This is a genomic window from Chryseobacterium sp. T16E-39, from assembly GCF_002216065.1.
Classification (GTDB): Bacteria; Bacteroidota; Bacteroidia; order Flavobacteriales; family Weeksellaceae; genus Chryseobacterium.
In genome coordinates this window covers 1,720,780-1,737,331 of the sequence record NZ_CP022282.1, presented here as the reverse complement: position 1 = coordinate 1,737,331, position 16,552 = coordinate 1,720,780, and the positions used below count along the sequence as shown (strand labels likewise).

General features: G+C 37.8%; 16 protein-coding genes. 11 read left to right on the top strand and 5 right to left on the bottom strand.

The window, feature by feature from the left end; genetic code table 11:
* Nucleotides 1–12 precede the first annotated feature (12 nt).
* The 9 genes from CEY12_RS07870 to CEY12_RS07830 all read left to right on the top strand — a co-directional run bounded on the left by CEY12_RS07870 (nucleotide 13) and on the right by CEY12_RS07830 (nucleotide 9,854).
* Nucleotides 13–285, top strand: a complete 273-nt coding sequence (locus CEY12_RS07870; protein ID WP_228409819.1) for an acyl carrier protein — start codon at nucleotides 13–15, stop codon at nucleotides 283–285.
* Nucleotides 276–1,076: an alpha/beta fold hydrolase gene (locus CEY12_RS07865; RefSeq protein WP_089027168.1), complete on the top strand. Its 801-nt coding sequence runs from the start codon at nucleotides 276–278 to the stop codon at nucleotides 1,074–1,076. The genes CEY12_RS07870 and CEY12_RS07865 overlap by 10 nt, the downstream gene beginning before the upstream one ends.
* Complete coding sequence (locus tag CEY12_RS07860; protein ID WP_089027167.1) at nucleotides 1,069–3,474, top strand: glycosyltransferase; 2,406 nt, start codon at nucleotides 1,069–1,071, stop codon at nucleotides 3,472–3,474. The genes CEY12_RS07865 and CEY12_RS07860 overlap by 8 nt, the downstream gene beginning before the upstream one ends.
* Before the next feature lie 4 nt (nucleotides 3,475–3,478).
* Nucleotides 3,479–4,759 (top strand): condensation domain-containing protein, encoded by a 1,281-nt coding sequence (locus CEY12_RS07855; RefSeq protein WP_089027166.1) that lies wholly within the window; start codon nucleotides 3,479–3,481, stop codon nucleotides 4,757–4,759.
* A 78-nt stretch (nucleotides 4,760–4,837) separates the two neighbouring features.
* Nucleotides 4,838–6,109: a condensation domain-containing protein gene (locus CEY12_RS07850; RefSeq protein ID WP_089027165.1), complete on the top strand. Its 1,272-nt coding sequence runs from the start codon at nucleotides 4,838–4,840 to the stop codon at nucleotides 6,107–6,109.
* The gene (locus CEY12_RS07845) at nucleotides 6,106–7,365 is read left to right on the top strand and encodes a condensation domain-containing protein (protein WP_089027164.1); all 1,260 of its coding nucleotides are present in this window, start codon (nucleotides 6,106–6,108) and stop codon (nucleotides 7,363–7,365) included. The genes CEY12_RS07850 and CEY12_RS07845 overlap by 4 nt, the downstream gene beginning before the upstream one ends.
* Nucleotides 7,366–7,367: 2 nt before the next feature.
* On the top strand, nucleotides 7,368–7,904 hold the full coding sequence (locus CEY12_RS07840) for a hypothetical protein (RefSeq protein WP_089027163.1): 537 nt from the start codon (nucleotides 7,368–7,370) through the stop codon (nucleotides 7,902–7,904).
* 117 nt (nucleotides 7,905–8,021) lie between these two features.
* On the top strand, nucleotides 8,022–9,164 hold the full coding sequence (locus CEY12_RS07835; protein ID WP_089027162.1) for a 1-acyl-sn-glycerol-3-phosphate acyltransferase: 1,143 nt from the start codon (nucleotides 8,022–8,024) through the stop codon (nucleotides 9,162–9,164).
* Between the two features lie 144 nt (nucleotides 9,165–9,308).
* Complete coding sequence (locus tag CEY12_RS07830) at nucleotides 9,309–9,854, top strand: hypothetical protein (RefSeq protein ID WP_089027161.1); 546 nt, start codon at nucleotides 9,309–9,311, stop codon at nucleotides 9,852–9,854.
* Between the two features lie 132 nt (nucleotides 9,855–9,986).
* Here the strand turns inward: CEY12_RS07830 and CEY12_RS07825 are convergent, their stop codons facing one another.
* Nucleotides 9,987–10,403: a hypothetical protein gene (locus CEY12_RS07825; protein ID WP_089027160.1), complete on the bottom strand. Its 417-nt coding sequence runs from the start codon at nucleotides 10,401–10,403 to the stop codon at nucleotides 9,987–9,989.
* A gap of 358 nt (nucleotides 10,404–10,761) precedes the next feature.
* Here CEY12_RS07825 and glsA point away from each other — a divergent pair, with 358 nt between their 5' ends.
* Nucleotides 10,762–11,775 (top strand): glutaminase A, encoded by a 1,014-nt coding sequence (glsA, locus tag CEY12_RS07820; protein WP_089027159.1) that lies wholly within the window; start codon nucleotides 10,762–10,764, stop codon nucleotides 11,773–11,775.
* Nucleotides 11,776–12,034: 259 nt separating this feature from the next.
* Here the strand turns inward: glsA and CEY12_RS07815 are convergent, their stop codons facing one another.
* Both CEY12_RS07815 and CEY12_RS07810 read right to left on the bottom strand, forming a co-directional pair.
* On the bottom strand, nucleotides 12,035–13,138 hold the full coding sequence (locus CEY12_RS07815; protein WP_089027158.1) for a serine hydrolase domain-containing protein: 1,104 nt from the start codon (nucleotides 13,136–13,138) through the stop codon (nucleotides 12,035–12,037).
* 87 nt (nucleotides 13,139–13,225) lie between these two features.
* A complete protein-coding gene (locus CEY12_RS07810; RefSeq protein ID WP_089027157.1) occupies nucleotides 13,226–13,792 on the bottom strand; it encodes a helix-turn-helix domain-containing protein in 567 nt (188 codons plus the stop codon).
* Between the two features lie 190 nt (nucleotides 13,793–13,982).
* Between CEY12_RS07810 and CEY12_RS07805 the strand changes: the two genes are divergently transcribed.
* Nucleotides 13,983–14,885, top strand: coding sequence for a CPBP family intramembrane glutamic endopeptidase (locus CEY12_RS07805; protein WP_089027156.1), 903 nt, complete (start codon nucleotides 13,983–13,985; stop codon nucleotides 14,883–14,885).
* A 40-nt stretch (nucleotides 14,886–14,925) separates the two neighbouring features.
* On the opposite strand, the gene CEY12_RS07800 is transcribed toward CEY12_RS07805, so the two are convergent.
* On the bottom strand, nucleotides 14,926–15,159 hold the full coding sequence (locus CEY12_RS07800) for a hypothetical protein (RefSeq protein ID WP_089027155.1): 234 nt from the start codon (nucleotides 15,157–15,159) through the stop codon (nucleotides 14,926–14,928).
* Nucleotides 15,160–15,504: 345 nt separating this feature from the next.
* Complete coding sequence (locus CEY12_RS07795; RefSeq protein WP_089027154.1) at nucleotides 15,505–16,524, bottom strand: hypothetical protein; 1,020 nt, start codon at nucleotides 16,522–16,524, stop codon at nucleotides 15,505–15,507.
* Nucleotides 16,525–16,552 lie beyond the last annotated feature (28 nt).

Genomic DNA, 16,552 nt, shown 5'->3' with positions numbered 1-16,552 from the left:
AACACACTAAAAATGAATCACGAAGAACTGTTTACTCTTTTAAAAGGCTTTATTACTGAAGTTATAGGGGAAGAATTTGTTGAAGAGATGGATATCACTCCGGACAGTTCATTTACCAAAGATTTAGAAATGGATAGTATAGAAATCGTTTCTTTTTCTGAGAAAATCAAAGCCCATTTTGGTGATCAGATTGATTTTACAGGTTGGTTATCTTCTATGGACTTAGACCAGTTGATCAATTTAGATCTCCGTATGATCATCAATTATATATACGAATGCCAATAATTACAATTAATAATAGGAAAGTTCATATTCAGGAACTCAATAAAGGTGCTGAACAAACAGTGGTGCTTATCCATGGGATGTTTAGTAATCTATCTATTTACTATTTTAATATTGCCCCTATTCTCGCACAGCATTACCATGTGGTGATGTATGATTTAAAAAGTCATGGCATGAGCGAACGTGTTCTGGAAGGCTATGATCTGGAAAACATGTATTCTGATCTGTTGGGATTAATAGACTTTCTGGAACTTAAGAAGGTACATCTGGTCGGTTATAGTTTTGGAGGGCTTATTGCTCTGAAAACGGCACTGAAAGCTCCTGATCGTGTAGATCAGCTGGTTGTAATGGAAGCACCTGATCCCAGGGATGATAAAACCCGGGATATTATTGATCAATACAGTAAGGAATTTCTGGAACATTATGTTGCTAATTTTACAGATACGACAAAAGTTCAAATGGGGAAAAGGCAAATGGAAAAGAACCATAGAATGTATGAGTTCCTATTTGAACAGACGAGCATTAAAGCCGATATGATCAGGGAAACTGATTTCCTTACAGAAACTAATTTGACAGGCTTAGAGACTTCCACGCTATTGCTTTATGGTGCTCAGTCCAACTGTAAACCTACTGGCGAATGGCTTCAGTCACAAATTAATAATGCAGAACTTGAACTTATTCCCGGAGATCATAATATTCCTATTCAGGAACCTGCCCAGATCGCAGAGGCTATTAATAATTTTTTATCTCAATCATTATCTAAATCTAAACCATTAACACAAAATCATGGCTAAATTTGTATTTGTTGTTCCGCCATTGACAGGTCATGTCAATCCAACCCTGAGTATCGGGGCCGAATTATTGGAAAGAGGGCATGAAGTGGCATGGATCAGTCTTGACAAAAATTTAAATACGAAACTTCCTGTCGGGGGAGAGCTACTACTTATTCAGTACGATCAAACCGATGAAGAAAAACAGGAAAGTGAACAATATCTCGATATTATTTCTAAAAAAGTAGTGTATGGAATCGACAGCATTAAATTTCTTTACGATGATGTGCTGATTCCTTTGAACAGACATTGTTATAATGGTATTGTTCAGTTACTGACTAGTTTCAAACCCGATCTTGTAATCGGTGACCATCAGCTATTTTCCGCTGCTATTGCGGCAAAAAAACTAGGTCTTCCTTATAGTACCACCGTTACAGCACCGGCTGCAATTAAAATGATGGATGAATTGCCAAAGGTTCATGAATGGGAAGTAAACAAAATCATTGAACTTCAAAAAGAATTGGGGATAACGGAAAACCATTCCCTGGCTTCTTCGGATCTGTTAACCATGGTCTTAACCTCAAGGGATTTCTTTGGTGAAATGGACCTGCCATCCAATTATCAGTTCACAGGTCCTGTTCTTTCAGAACGACGTATTTCATGTGAATTTGATTGGGACAGATTAAATAGCAGTACCGGGAAAAAGATTCTTGTAAGTATCGGGACTACCTTCGATCATGACCATAAAAAGGCTTTTTTTCAAAAAGTTGTTGATGCATTCAGAGATGAAGATTTAACCGTTGTAGTGGTTTCAGATCCTCAGCTCTTCGATAACTGGCCGGAAAACTTTATGGTGTACCAACAGGTTCCCCAGTTAGATTTATTACCTCATCTGGATGGAGTCGTATGCCATGGAGGACATAATACCGTATCCGAAACACTTTCGAATGGTCTGCCGCTGGTTGTTATTCCGATTGCTTATGATCAGTCGCATGTAGCAGGACGAGTGGTACGGACTGGAGCGGGTGAACGTCTTAATTTTAACCGGTTTAAATCAAATCATTTAAAAGAAGCCGTACATCAGATCTTAAATAATCCTGACTATCGTGTAGCTGCAGAAGAGCTTCGTCAGTCCTTCATTGATGCAGGAGGTACAGCGACGGCTGCGAATTTGCTTGAAAACGCTATTGTTACGGCAACACAACTGGTGAAGAAAGGTTCAAAATTCTTATTTGTTATCCCTCCGTTTTTCGGGCATATCAGTCCGACATTAAGCGTGGGAGTAAGTCTGATCGCAAGAGGCCATGAAGTTAAATGGTTTGGAATTACCCCGCTTTCTGATGAACATATTCCGGAAGGAGGGTCTTATTTCTATCCTGAAGAAGAGCTTATTCCTTATCAGGATGAGATAAAACGCATTTTGAAAAGACAGGATGACGGACCTGCATGTTCAGGGCCTGAAGTGATGAAACTGGCATTAGAAGAAACTTATGTTCCGTTTGCTAAAATGATGATGCCGGGATTAAGCCGTCTTACAGAAAGCTGGAAGCCCGATGTTATCGTTAATGACTGTATCAGTTTTGGAGGAGCGCTTTTTGCTCATAAACATAATATTCCCTGTGTAACGACCACACCCGTCCCTCCTGATGTAATGGGAGATACGGAGAAAAGTGCCCCTAAAATATTTGAATGGCAACAGAATCTGATCAAAGACCTTCAGAAAGAAGTAGGGATTGATGATGAGGGTATTTTTATCCACTCTCATAAATTGAATCTTGTGTTTACATCACAGGCTTTTGCCGGTTTTGAAACCGTTCCTTCACATATGAAATTTGTAGGTCCTGTAAAGGGACGTCCAAACGATGTTCCTTTTGATTGGGACCGTTTGCATGCCTCTACAACACCTAAAATATTTGTATCATTAGGAACATTATTAGTAGATATCCGAAAAGCTTTCTTTGAAAAGATCATTGCTGCATTTGCGGATCAGCCTGTAACGATTGTTGCGGCAACTCCACCGGATATCTTTGAAGAATGGCCTTCTAATTTTATCGTCAACAGTTTTGTACCCCAGTCAGCTCTAATGCCTCATATGGATATGGTGATCTGTCATGGAGGGTTTAATACAGTTAATGATACATTCCGTAATGGATTGCCTATGCTGATTACACCTATTGCCTATGATCATTTCCATATTGCAAAACTTATAGAGCAGGCAGGTTGTGGGAAAAGTATCCGATACAAACGATTACGCATAGAATCGCTTCGCGAAACAGTATTTGAACTGCTTGAGGATCCGGCATACCGGATGGCAGCCAAAGAGGTTCAAACCACCTTCCTTACAGCTGGGGGTAATGATAAGGCTGTGGAATTGTTAGAAAATTTTGTACAACAAGAACAATCAGTAGTAGTTTCCATTTAGACTTATGAGAAGAAGATTGTTATTTGGCGAACGCATGTTGCTGGGGGATGGAACAGAACCCTTCAATGCGGTTATTGCCTTCAGGCTGAGAGGTGACTTCAAAGAAGAAGACATCCGGCATGCTCTGAATCGGATTCAGGAAAAGCATCCATGGTTAAGGGCACTCATTACCCGGGACGAAAAAAACTTACCCTGGTTTGAAGTCCCTCAACAGGCTGTTCCTATTCCTGTACGGATAGTCACCCGAAAAGGAGAAGATGACTGGCAGGAAGAGTCCAGAAAAGAATGGCAAACGATCTTTGATCATGAAAATCTTCCCCTGATCCGATTCGTATGGATCAGGGGTGAAGGAATATCAGATATGCTTTTTGCATTTCACCATTGCTTAAGTGATGGAGGTTCTGCAATGGCATTTTTATATGAATTTTTGAAAGTATTGGATAACCCTGTTGCAGATATAGGTATTGAAAATCCAATACTGGGAATTGAAGATGTAGTTCCATCTTCGATTTTAACGAACCGCAGACAACGGTTGAAAGCGAAATTTATAGGAAGGATTGCAGCAACGGCAATTAAATATTTTCCTATGAGAAAAAAAGCGATTGACCGGCAAAATGATTACCTGATCCATTGGAAGTTCGATCAGCAAACTACTCAGCAACTGATCTCTTACTGTAAATCAATGGGGGTAACTGTTAATACTTTTTTAAGTGCAACGTTACTTGAGGCGTTTAAAAAAGTAAGAGGAACAGCAGCATTCAATAAAGTTTCCTGTCCGGTAGATATTAGGCGGTTTGCAACGCAGATAAAAGAGGATCATATTTTTGCTTTCGGACTGATGATTACTATTTCATCCAACGAAAAAAAGAGTTTTTCGGATAATTTACCTTTGATGCAGGAATCTGTAGACCGTGATACTTCCAGGCTCAATCCATATATGACCATGATGGTGATGGAATCGGGACATGATGCATTGGAAAATTTCACAAAGCTGTTAAAAAAAGGCAAGTCAGTCAATGATTGTATGTTTTCGAACCTTGGGCGTATTCAGATCCCCCACGAGTATAGGCAGTTTATAGTAGATACTATTTTTAGTCCTTCCGTGATTGGTCCTTTAGGAAATACTACAACAATGGTGGCTTCAACGTACAGAGGGGAAATGGATTTCTCTTTCATGGGTAGCGAAGGCTATTTACCTCATTCAGAGGCTCTGGCGATCCGTGATGAATTAATTCAATCTATTACCCTGAAAACAGAATATACGGCAGTATCATCCTTAAGCTAAAATCATTGATTTATCAGATCATTGGATAGGCAGGAAAATTTTATATAATAAGAATCAAAAATTAATTTTAATATAACCATGAGAAGAAAATTATTATTTGGTGAACGTATGATATTAGGAGATGGAACAGAGGCTTTTAATGGTATTATCCCGTTCAGATTAAGAGGTCACTTCACATTGGAAGAGATCCGGCAGGCTCTTGCCCTGCTTCAGAATAAACATCCATGGCTTGGGGCACATGTGGTCCGTGATGAACAAAATATTCCCTGGTTTGAAGTTCCCGAACAAGTAGTGCCAATTCCTATTAGAGAAGTCCAGAGAAAAGGAGAGGATGATTGGCAGGAAGAATCTATGAGGGAATGGTATATGCCTTTTGATCATAAAAAACTTCCTCTGATCAGATTTGTATGGATCAAAGGAGAAGAATTATCAGATATGTTTTTCTCGTTTCACCATTGTTTATGTGATGGTGGTTCTGCTATGACACTTTTATATGAATTTTTACAGGTCTTGGATAATCCATTAGCTGATATTGGTATTGAAAAACCGATCTTGGGACTTCAGGATATTGTTCCGGCAGCTATTCTAAACAGTCGCAGACAAAAACTGAAAGCAAAATTTATAGGAAGGGTGGCGTCTACCATAATCAAATATGCTCCTGTAGGTAAAAAGCCTGTGGAGAGGGAGAGAGATTATATGATCCACTGGAAATTTGATAGAGAAACCACACAGCAGCTTATTTCTTACTGTAAGTCTAATGAATTTACGGTTAATACTTTTTTGTGCGCAATCGTTCTTAAGGCATTTAAAAAAATAAGAGGAAAAACGGCTTTGAATAAAATTTGTTGTCCGGTCGATATCCGCCGTCTTACAACCCAAATCAAGCAGGATCATATTTTTGCGTTCGGATTGATGGTCGAAGTTTCTATTAATGAAAAAAAGAGTTTTATTGATAACGTCCGTCTGATGCAAAAGACCGTAAAACGTAAAACGGCGAAACTAGATCCTTACACAAAGATGATGGTAATCGAGTCGTGGCATTATGCGCTGGATAGTTTCACCAATATATTAAGGAATGGAAAGTCGACCAACGATTGTATGCTTTCCAATCTGGGACTTATTCAGGTTCCCCGTGACTATAGTAAATTTACGGTGGATACTGTTTTTAGTCCTTCAGCACTGGGTCCTTTAGGCCAAACTACTGGATTTGTGGTGTCGACATTCAATGGAGAAATGGATTTTGCGTTCATTGGCAGCGAAGGATATTTAAAGTATTCAGAGGCATTGGCTATTCGTGAAGAAATCGTTGAGTCTATTAAACAAAAAATGGAATATATAGCAGTATCATGATGAAACGAAAACTAATGATGGTGGAAAGAATCATGTATGTTGATTCCAAGACGCCATTAAACTGTGTATTTACCGCAAAAATTAAGGGAACGATTCAGGAAGAAAACTTTAAAGTTGCCTTAGAAAAAATTCAGCAGAAGCATTTTTTACTCAGATCCAGGATTGATATCGATACTGAAAAGTATCCTTTTTTTATAGAAGAGAAAGAAATGGGAGCTATTCCGCTTCGTATAGTTCAGCGGCAAACCGATGAAGATTGGCTTTCGGAATCCGAAAAAGAATGGTTCCGATTGTTTGAAGATCATAAAAAACCGCTGGCACAGTTGGTATGGGTGAAAGGAGACGATGTTTCTGAGATCCTTTGGGTGCTTCCTCACTGTATTTGTGATGGGACTTCACTTGTAACCTTAATGCGGGAGCTGCTCAGTCTGTTGGATGATCCTGCTTTAGAGCTGGATTCTTATCAGGCGTTCAGTTCAGTTGACGATTTTCTTCCTGTAGATTTTAATGCGAAAAAAAAGGTGCGTAAAGCAAGGTTTTATCTGCTTATGGCCAGATTCTTTTTTTTAATGCAGCGAAAAAGCAGGAAAAGAAATCTTGGAAAAAACTATGTCATTCACTGGAAGCTGAATCCGGAAACCACTGCACATATTACAGATCAGTGTAAAGCTCATGGTGTTTCTGTACATTCCCTGTTGTGTGCTTCATTTATGCAGGCATTTCAGGACATACAGGGCGCACAGGCCAAAAGAAAGGTGATCAGCCCTGTAGATGTCCGTCATTTTATTCCGGAAATTAAGCAAGACCATGTATTTGCTTTTGCGCCTACGGTGGAGCTTTCTTTAAAAAAAGACAAACAGGATCTCTTTGATCAGGCAGGGCATATTAAAAAAGAACTTCTTGAGAAAATAGACAAAATAGAAGCGCGCGAACTTTTATGGATGGGTGAGCAGATGCATCCGATTGTTGAACGAATGATCAGCATGCTAAAATCAAGTAATGGAGGACATGATATCACCTTGTCTAATATGGGGAGGATTGATATTCCAAACAATTACCGGAATTTTGAGCTGGAAACGATAATAAGTCCTACTGTTGCTTTTCCATGGTTGAATTCCAATACTTTGGTAACCACGACTTATAACCGGCAAATGGATTTTACACTCATGTCGAATGAGGATTTCCTGTCCAGGCAGAAAGCTTCCGAGATTAAAGATAAAGCCCTTGAATTACTTACTGTATCTTTACAGAATTAAATATGAAGTCCGATCCATCTAAGAAAATAAAAAAGAAAACTACCCTTAAACGCTTTTTAACAAAGCGGATGCTTTATTATGTCCTTCCCAATATGTTTCTGAATTTTATTATTGCGTATGCAAGTTTTAGAGATCTTGGATATACCCATTTTTTTGCAGGAACCCAAAATCTGGCGCGGCTCACTTTGCCAATGGCAACATTACTTCCGGTGGTGCTGACCATCGATATTATTAAAAGAGTTACGGTGGCTGCGGATGAAGGAACCATTGAATTTGTGGTAGACGAGCAGCTTAATATAAAAAAATTAATGACGCGGTTAAGTATTTGGAGCGGGCTGATTACTGGTTTGTTAGTTCTTTCCATGCTGTTTTTCGCACAATACAACTTTTCAAAATATTATAAGCTGAATGCCACAGCAATGGCCATTCTCGTTGGGGTTCTTGCAGGTTTGCTTTCTGCATTGTTTACCTATTTGCCTATCAGGAAATTGAAAAAATATTTGTATAAACCAGCTCCTGTAGTTGGTCTGGAAGCATAATGAGAGGATTTTTGAGATGAGGATTTGATCTTATCGATACACTTTAACAAACATTGTAAGGCAGCTTCAATAAAATTTTTGTTCTTTTGCAAATAGTTTTAATTTTTAAATAATTGCATGTCAAAGTTCGATGAAATCAGGCCATATTATGATAATGAAGTTCATGAAGCATTACATAATGTAGCCCGTGATCCCATGATGAAAGCACTGATGAGTTTTACCTTTCCTGATACGGATGATCAGGTCTGGCTGGAACAATTTAAAAATATACACACTATAAGTGATTTTCAGCAGAATTTTATCTCCCATACGGTTCGTCAGATCCTTGCAAAGAGCTCTGAGGGTTTAACGACCTCTGGATTTGATCAGTTAGATAAAAATACACCTTACCTGTTCATGTCCAATCACAGGGATATTGTCTTGGATACATCACTGCTTAATCTGGTGTTGCTTGAAAAAGGATATGTGATGACTTCTTCTGCCATTGGTGATAATCTTGTTCAGAAAAAATTCCTGAATGTACTTGCGAAACTGAATCGTAATTTTTTGGTGCAGCGCGGATTACCACTTCGTGAACAGCTGAAAAGCTCTCAAACAATGTCAGAATATATTTCCGAACTCTTACATCATGAAAACCGGTCTGTCTGGATTGCCCAGCGGGAAGGAAGGACAAAAGATGGAAATGATGCTACGCAACAAGGCGTTTTAAAAATGCTTGCAATGGCTGCCGGAGATTTGTCGATAACGGATTATTTTAAAACCCTGAATATTGTTCCGATATCCATTTCCTATGAATACGATCCGACAGATGCTCTGAAAATGCCTCAACTTCTGGCAAAACACAGGGATGAGGTGTATGTGAAAGGGAAGGATGAAGACTTTATGACCATGCTAAGCGGGGTGTTAGGGCAAAAGAAAAGGATACATCTGCACGCAGGAACTGTTCTTAATAAAGAATTGGATGACATTGGAGCTCAGTTTGAAAATAAAAATAAGCAGTTACAGGCTATTGCACAGGTCATCGACGAATCAATTATACAGAATTATAAACTTTGGCCTACCAAATTTATCGCTTATGACTTGTTAAATAATACCAATCGATATGCTGAACAGTATACGGAAAAAGAGAAACAATTGTTTGTGCGCAGGCTGGAACAACGCATCGATCAGTCTGATGTGGTTTTAAAAGAACATTTTCTCGCGATGTATGCCAATCCGCTTATTAATAAATTAGGTCTCGGTAAGGACAAACTTTCATAGGAATTAAATACCTATTCTTCACGGATCTGTTTTTTATAAGATTCCTGTTCTTTTTGGTTTTGTATTATTTTGCAATAATCATAAAATTCTCAAAATGGTCTTTTAAAATATTATCTTTGCTTGCGATAAGCAATAATTGATGATATGAAAAAAATAGTATTTCTGGTTTCTGCGCTTCTTGTGCTTAACTCTTGTGTGGTAAGAACTGCAACCAAAGTAGTGACTGGAGTTGCTACGGTAGGATATAAAGCTGTAAAAGGAACGGTTAATGGCATCAGCTGGGCCGTAAGTAAAGCAAAAGGGAAAATAGATGAAGACCGTCTGGATGGAACATGGAAAGTGGTTGGGGCTTATAAAGGTTCTTTCGAAGACTTTTCAAAAGATCAGAATCCGGAAAGCTCATTTACTTCCGACTGTGCAGATAGTTATGATCAGATTATTTTCAAAGCTAAAAAATCTAAATTTCAACCGGTACACTGCAGTTCTGAAAAGGAAGACTGGGTAAAGTATTCTTTGGAATTTGGGAAAAATCCTATTACAAAAGAAAAAGAAAATTATATTGAATATAATTCCAATAATTATATTACAGTAATTGATGTTAATAATAAAACAATGGTTCTGGAAGGTAATCTAATGCCTAAACTGGCATTTTCAGGAGCAAAACTCTATCTTTTAGAAAAAGTAAAATAGAAGCTTAATAATAAGAGCCTGATCCAAAAACAACTGCCAACTGTATTTTTAAGTATAAAATGGATCTGCATTCTACAAAAAATACGGTTGACAATTAAAAAGTAAGGATATATTTTTTTAATCTTTTCTGTTCTAATAAGTCTTACACATGGCATCCCATGTTGTCCAGAAATGAGCATTAATAGCGCCAGGAGGCGGATTGGTACTGTCCGCAACGATACCTACCATAGATGCACAATTGGAATTACAGCCTATTTCATTGTAGCTTCCCTGTTGTGGCGGGATTTGGCGCCATGTACCGGTTGATCCGCTTAATAATTCCACACTGATATTAAAAATTCCGGACAGATTAGGGGTGTGAATTTGTTTTGTTGGATCATCACTTGAAATTGTATCACTCCAGGTGCCCTGTGAGAAGGTTACACGCCATTTTGAAATCATTTTAGCTGTGTTGTTCTGAGGGGATAGATACACCCAGAACTGAGCTCCGCCACCCAGCTGAAGAAGGCCGGATGAATTTACGTTGACATTTTCATTTGCAGTTTCCATATCGAATGTTTTTTTGTTGGTTATGTTTAGTTTTTACTATCTTAACAGTAGGCAGGTTGTTTTTTTGATTGCCTACCCAGGTCATTTTTTAGCTTTATAACATTTAATTGCTATTTCAAAGTAACAAAGAACAGGACATCTTTTGTAGAGTATAAATGACCAATTATTGCTGTGAGTAGAAATACGTAGTAGCCCTGCAATCTTTCTGAATCCCTGTTATAGTATCTGATTTCCTATGTTTTTGAGTTTTTTTTATCCATTTGTTATGGATATTTTCTGAATGGCTTTCGAATAAAAGTTGAAATGCTTTATATTTGCTCCTGAGGCTGATGATAAGATGTGAGCCGAAAATACTTCTATGAAGAAAAATATTTTTTTACTTTCTGCAAAAAAAAATTGTATTGCAGTTTTTCTCTCTTTAAGCACAGTGATCTATGCTCAGAAAACGGTGAATATTTCAACGGTTTCAGAAAAAAGTTTAAATGGTATTTTAGAAAAAAACAGAACCTATTACACACAGGGTAAAGTAGCGGATTATATTCCTGAATTAGGGAAAATGGATGCCAAAGCGATTGCTTTTTCCGTCGTTGACAAAAATGGGAAAGTCTTTAATGTGGGTGATGTGAGCAAGAAATTTACCATGCAGAGTATTTCTAAAATTGTTGCTTTAATGGTTGCAGTAAGTGAAAAAGGAGAGGGAAGTGTTTTTGAAAAAATGGGATATTTCGGAACCGACAAACCTTTTAATTATTTTTCCAGTCTTGAAACAACAGGTAAGCCCCTAAATCCGATGATGAATGCCGGGGCAATTCTCACAACTTCTTTAATTTCCGGAGAAGGTGAAAAGCCGTTTTTGAAAATTTTGGATATGGTAAGATATATTACTAAAAATCCAGCCCTCGATTACAATAAATCCGTTTATGAATCTGAAAAAGCAACCGGAAACCGTAACCGTGGAATGTTCTATCTGATGAAAAATAACGGATTGATTTCCGGAAATGAAGACCAGCTGGATAATTATTTCAAACAATGCTCCATTGAGGTTACCGCCGAAGATCTGGCTAAAATTGGTTACTTTTTCGCGAATCAGTGTACCCGTTTCGATGGAGATGCTACTTATAAAAATACAGATATGGCAAAGCTGGTAGAATCCCAAATGCTGACTGCCGGAATGTATGAATTCAGTGGGGAGTATTCAAGAACTGTGGGGCTTCCAAGCAAGTCTGGTGTTGGAGGAGGAATAGCGGTTAGTGTTCCCGGAAAAATGGGTATCGGTGTTTTCAGTCCTGCTTTAGATAAGCATGGAAATTCACTGGCCGGATATCATATGATCTTAGACTTTGTAAAACAATATGATTTAAGTGTATTCTAAAAAAGATTATTAGATATCATAACATATCCTATAGCAACCTATTATTTTTAACGCAAAGAATAAGTTTGATAACGCTTATTTTAAGACAGCAAAGATTTTAATCAATTTCATTGATTTTATTAAACGAATGCATTACCCATAAGCTTCTTTAACGACTTCATTGCATTATTTGCTCCTTTAAACCAGGTAGAATGATTATAAATCTTTGCGTTAAAAAATAAACCTCATCTTCTTAAAACTTTTTTAATAACCTCAGATTTTAGTCCACCTTCGATCTGCCTGTTTCTATTTCAACAATTTTCTTCCCATCTTCTCCTAAGTAGTGAGCGATTAGTTTTTCAAATATTTTATATCCATTATCGACATTGGTAAATATCAAGATTCCCTTTCTGGATTGGGGTAGTATAAATGCAAGACATTGTGTTCCCTGGTCGCTGCCACCATGGGATAAAGCATAATTACCATTTCCCAGATCATAGATTTCAAAACCTAATCCAAAGTATTTATTTTCCTTTGTTTTTACCTGTTTTTTGATCATTTCCTGAAAAACTTCAGGTTCAAGGCCTTTTCCTTTCATCGTACTGATCAAGAAATTTCCGTAATCTTCTACAGTAGTATGCAGATCATCTGCAGCATTGGCTGTTTCCCTTTTTTCTGTTGGATAAGGCTGCCCTCCATTATTATATCCAATGGCAAATCTTGATTCATCTGTATTTTGATCCCAGATATAATTGGTATCATTCATTTTGAGTGGCTGAAAAATCAATTCCCGGGCAAGTTGTTCCAAAGGTTTTTTAAACTTCTTTTCTAAAGCTTTCCGTAGATATTCAAAACCTTCTCCTGAGTATTGGTATTTTGTTCCCGGATCAAACTGAAAGCTTAATTTCTTATCAGTATTCATCCATCTCCAGTTGGGAAAACCAGTTTGGTGGCTTAGGATTATTCGGGTGGTCAGTTTTTTATATCTCAGATCATTGACAAGATCCGGATCTATCCAATACTGATCAAGGGGTTCATCCAGTTTCCATTTCCCTAGGCTTATTAAGCGTAAAGCAACCATTGCTGTTACAGGTTTGGTAAGGGAAGCAACATTGAAATAGGTATTGCGGGGTGCTTTAATTCCTTTTTGTATTTCACCAAAAACCTTTATCTGTTTCAATTCCCAATTTTCAATAATTCCAATGCCAACTGTTGGAATTTTATTTTCCTTCAACCAGTTTTCAAGGGTCTGATCATTTATAAAGATCGACTCATCTGAAGACATCCCTGCATTATGAAGATCAGCTGCTTTTCCAGATTGAGCGTATAAGGTACTTAAGAAAGTGATCACTAAAAAGAGGATAGATTGAATGTACTTTGCCATTGTTATTTTTTTGACAAAGATTGAACTTTTATCTGTTTTGTTAGTGAAAATGGACCTGACAAAAACACGACAATGATCCTGACAGGATTATATCATGTTGAAATTCAGCCTGTAGTAAAGTTTCTTTTTCCGGTCAATTTCAGCTGCGTTACGAAGAATGATGAATACGTTGGACAATACTAGGAGTATCATAATGATCAGTGTAAACTGTCTTCCCACTTTCAAAAAGATTCCCAGCATAAATAGAATAGGTGCGATAACGGTCCATACCATCTGTACGGAAATAATCTGTTTAACAATATTGTTCCTTTGTTTCAAAATGAACATGAGAAAAATGGGAGCCAGAATGTTGAAGGGTGGAACTATAATAAATAGGAGTGAAGAAAGGTTGATGATTTTGATGAGGGAATAATTAAGGTCAATTGTGTTGATCTTTATTTCTTCTCTTGTATGATCGGCTTCAGTGATTACAGGTTTGCTTTGTAATAAGTTCTCCTGTATTTCCAGTGCTTGAGCCAGAGATCTCAGCGTATGCCCTTTAGGTTCTGTTCCTGATTCTATCCGCTGAATAGTTCTTACGGAAATATTAGATTTCTCAGATAGTTCTTCCTGGGTTAAGTTTTTCTGCTCTCTTAGGGTTCTCAGCTTTGACATAGCAAGGGGTCTCAATAATAGGATTACTTAATTTTGAAGCTAATTTACGCCTTTTTAGGGACTAAAAATTGATATGTTATCAAGCGGAGAGTGTAATTTAAGGATATGGGTACGTATGTGGAAAATAAGTGTAATTTTAATGAGGTTAACTTTTAAATATTGTTAACTCCACCAATAATAAAATCTTTATATGGAAAATACCTTAATCTCTAAACCTGAGATCAGAAAGAATATTGCCACCTATTTGGGGTTAACACTTCTTTTCTGTCTGCCTGTTTATTATATGTGCATCCATACCGGAAAGCTGGGTGGAGGAGTGATCTCTTATGCTACCATTGTGATGTGGTGTCCTGCTATTGCTGCTTTGCTTACCTGCCGGCTAAGAGGGATTCCTATTTCTTCTTTGGGCTGGAAATGGGGTCTTACTAAGTACCAGTTATTGGCATATAGTATTCCGCTCCTGTATTCATTACTTCCTTATATTGTCATTTGGATCAGTGGTGTCGGAGGTTTTTACAATCATGAATTTATAACAGAAGTTGGAAAGGGAATGGGATGGGATTTGTCTGATGGGGCAACGCTTGTGTTGTATATCCTCCTGATGAGTAGTTTTGGAATGGTTCGTTCTGTAGGATCTGCTTTAGGGGAAGAAATAGGCTGGCGGGGACTTCTAACGCCCCAGTTGGCTAAGATCAATTCATATACTGGTACCTCCCTGTGGATGGGGCTCATCTGGTCTTTTTATCATTATCCTCTATTGCTTTTTTCCAATTATAATACTGGAGGCCCCAAGTGGTTAGCACTTACCTGTTTTACAGTAATGATATTTGCGAGTTGCTTTATTTTTACATGGTTACGGTTAAAGTCAGGAAGCCTCTGGACAGGTGCTATTATGCATGCCAGTCATAATCTTTTTATCCAGTCTATACTTACTCCTCTTACAGTGGACAAAGGAAATACCAATTACTATATTGATGAATTTGGAATTGCCTTGCCCATTGCTACGGTGATTGTCGCATATTTTTTCTGGAGAAGACGGAAAGAATTACCCGAACAAAAAATGGACGATTCAGGTCGAGCTGTTGTGGAATAAGAAGATATAATCAGAGCTGTTACTGTTGTAAATTGCTTCTTTATAATTTACCCTGAAGACTGTTTTTAATATTCCGGTAGACATATCGGATATAAAAGTGGACAGCAACCCCTTCTTCAAATTCTATAAATAAAACCTCTTTTCCTGCCAGAAATTTTTTTCTGATAATATAATACCATGTATTGGCTGAATACGAGTTTTCCCCAATACCATTGTCTTCCAACACCTCCTGTTTAGACATACCTATATTATAGTGTTTGCCGTTTACTCTCATAGTTTATTTTTTTCGTCCTGGTGATAAATTATAAGTCAGTATTAAAAAATGATGCCAAAAATTGATTAAAATTTTTAATTAATTTTTCTTTTAACAATAATATATGGGATTTTTTACTATTCATGAGTGATGGAAAGATGTAATAATTATTATTTAACAAATAGTTAAATATTGTTTAAAGTGTCGATCATATCAGTAGTCAGGTTATCCGTCGCTATGAGATATCCAAAGACTCAGGTAGTTTTACTTCTCCGTCATTAGATGCAAACAGTGCCCTGGAAAAATCCAGGGCACTGTTTTTTAATAAAATAAATTATGAATATTTTTATCAGATCTTAGGTTCTTCTAAAAGCTTAAGTCGGGCCATTTACTTAAAATAGCGTCTGCTGCAGATGCATAGGTAGGACTGCCGCTAAGGGTAGCTCCACCCAATATACCTACTAACCGTGGGTTTTCTGTAGTGAAAATTGCAGATCCGGAATCTCCTGATCTTGAAAAGAGTCCGTCTTCCCCTTGTATCATGATCAGATTATTAGCGAAGACTGTATTTCCATCAAAATCCGGCAGTTTTAAGGTGCTGGTGATACTGGTGATATTGCCGGTAGTAATGTCACTCGTAATACCACTTTTACGAACTTTCTCACCAATTATGAAGGCATCAATAGTTGCAAAGCCTTCGATAATCTCATCCACACCAAATACTTTTCCTATGGTTGCATTTCTATGCTCGCCTTTTCTGGCAATTGCGCAGTCCAGCCAGACATTGATGGTTTTGAAATCCCTTGGTACAAGTACATTTTCATAGTAATAGTCTTTGAGGGTCGCACAGTCGTGACAGTAGTTTAAAGTAGTTCTCCATTTGGATTGCTGACAAACATCCGAATCCAGCCTGGTGCTGCTTCCTACCAGAACATGGGCACACGTCATCATGTATGGTTTATCATCTGTTCTTTTATGTACCATGACACCCAAAGTGCCGCTGCTTGCAACTTCTTTACCTCTCTTTTTTAGGGTGCCGTTGGCTGAGATACTTATTCCGCCTATTAAAGGATCTGTTTTTTCATTGCGGGTTGTCACTTCTGTAACATCATCGCTTGATAAAGGTTCTTGATCTATTTCAAGTTCGATGACATCTGTTGGGCATCCAAATATAGCAGATGGAATAGGGTGGGTGACCTCTGACAAGGCAAGTTTCTTTTTCACTCCAAAAGTATAGCTCAGCGTTTGGGTGAGGCTATTATTAATGGTTTTCAGCGCGACTCCTAAAGAGGTTATTTCAGGTCTTTGGAAGTATTCTTCAATTAGTTCTGGGAGTTTTTCAGCCATTTTATCGTGTAAGGCCGCTTCTTCGTTGGTTAATTTCATGATTGTTGGTTTTAAGTTGTTATTCTGG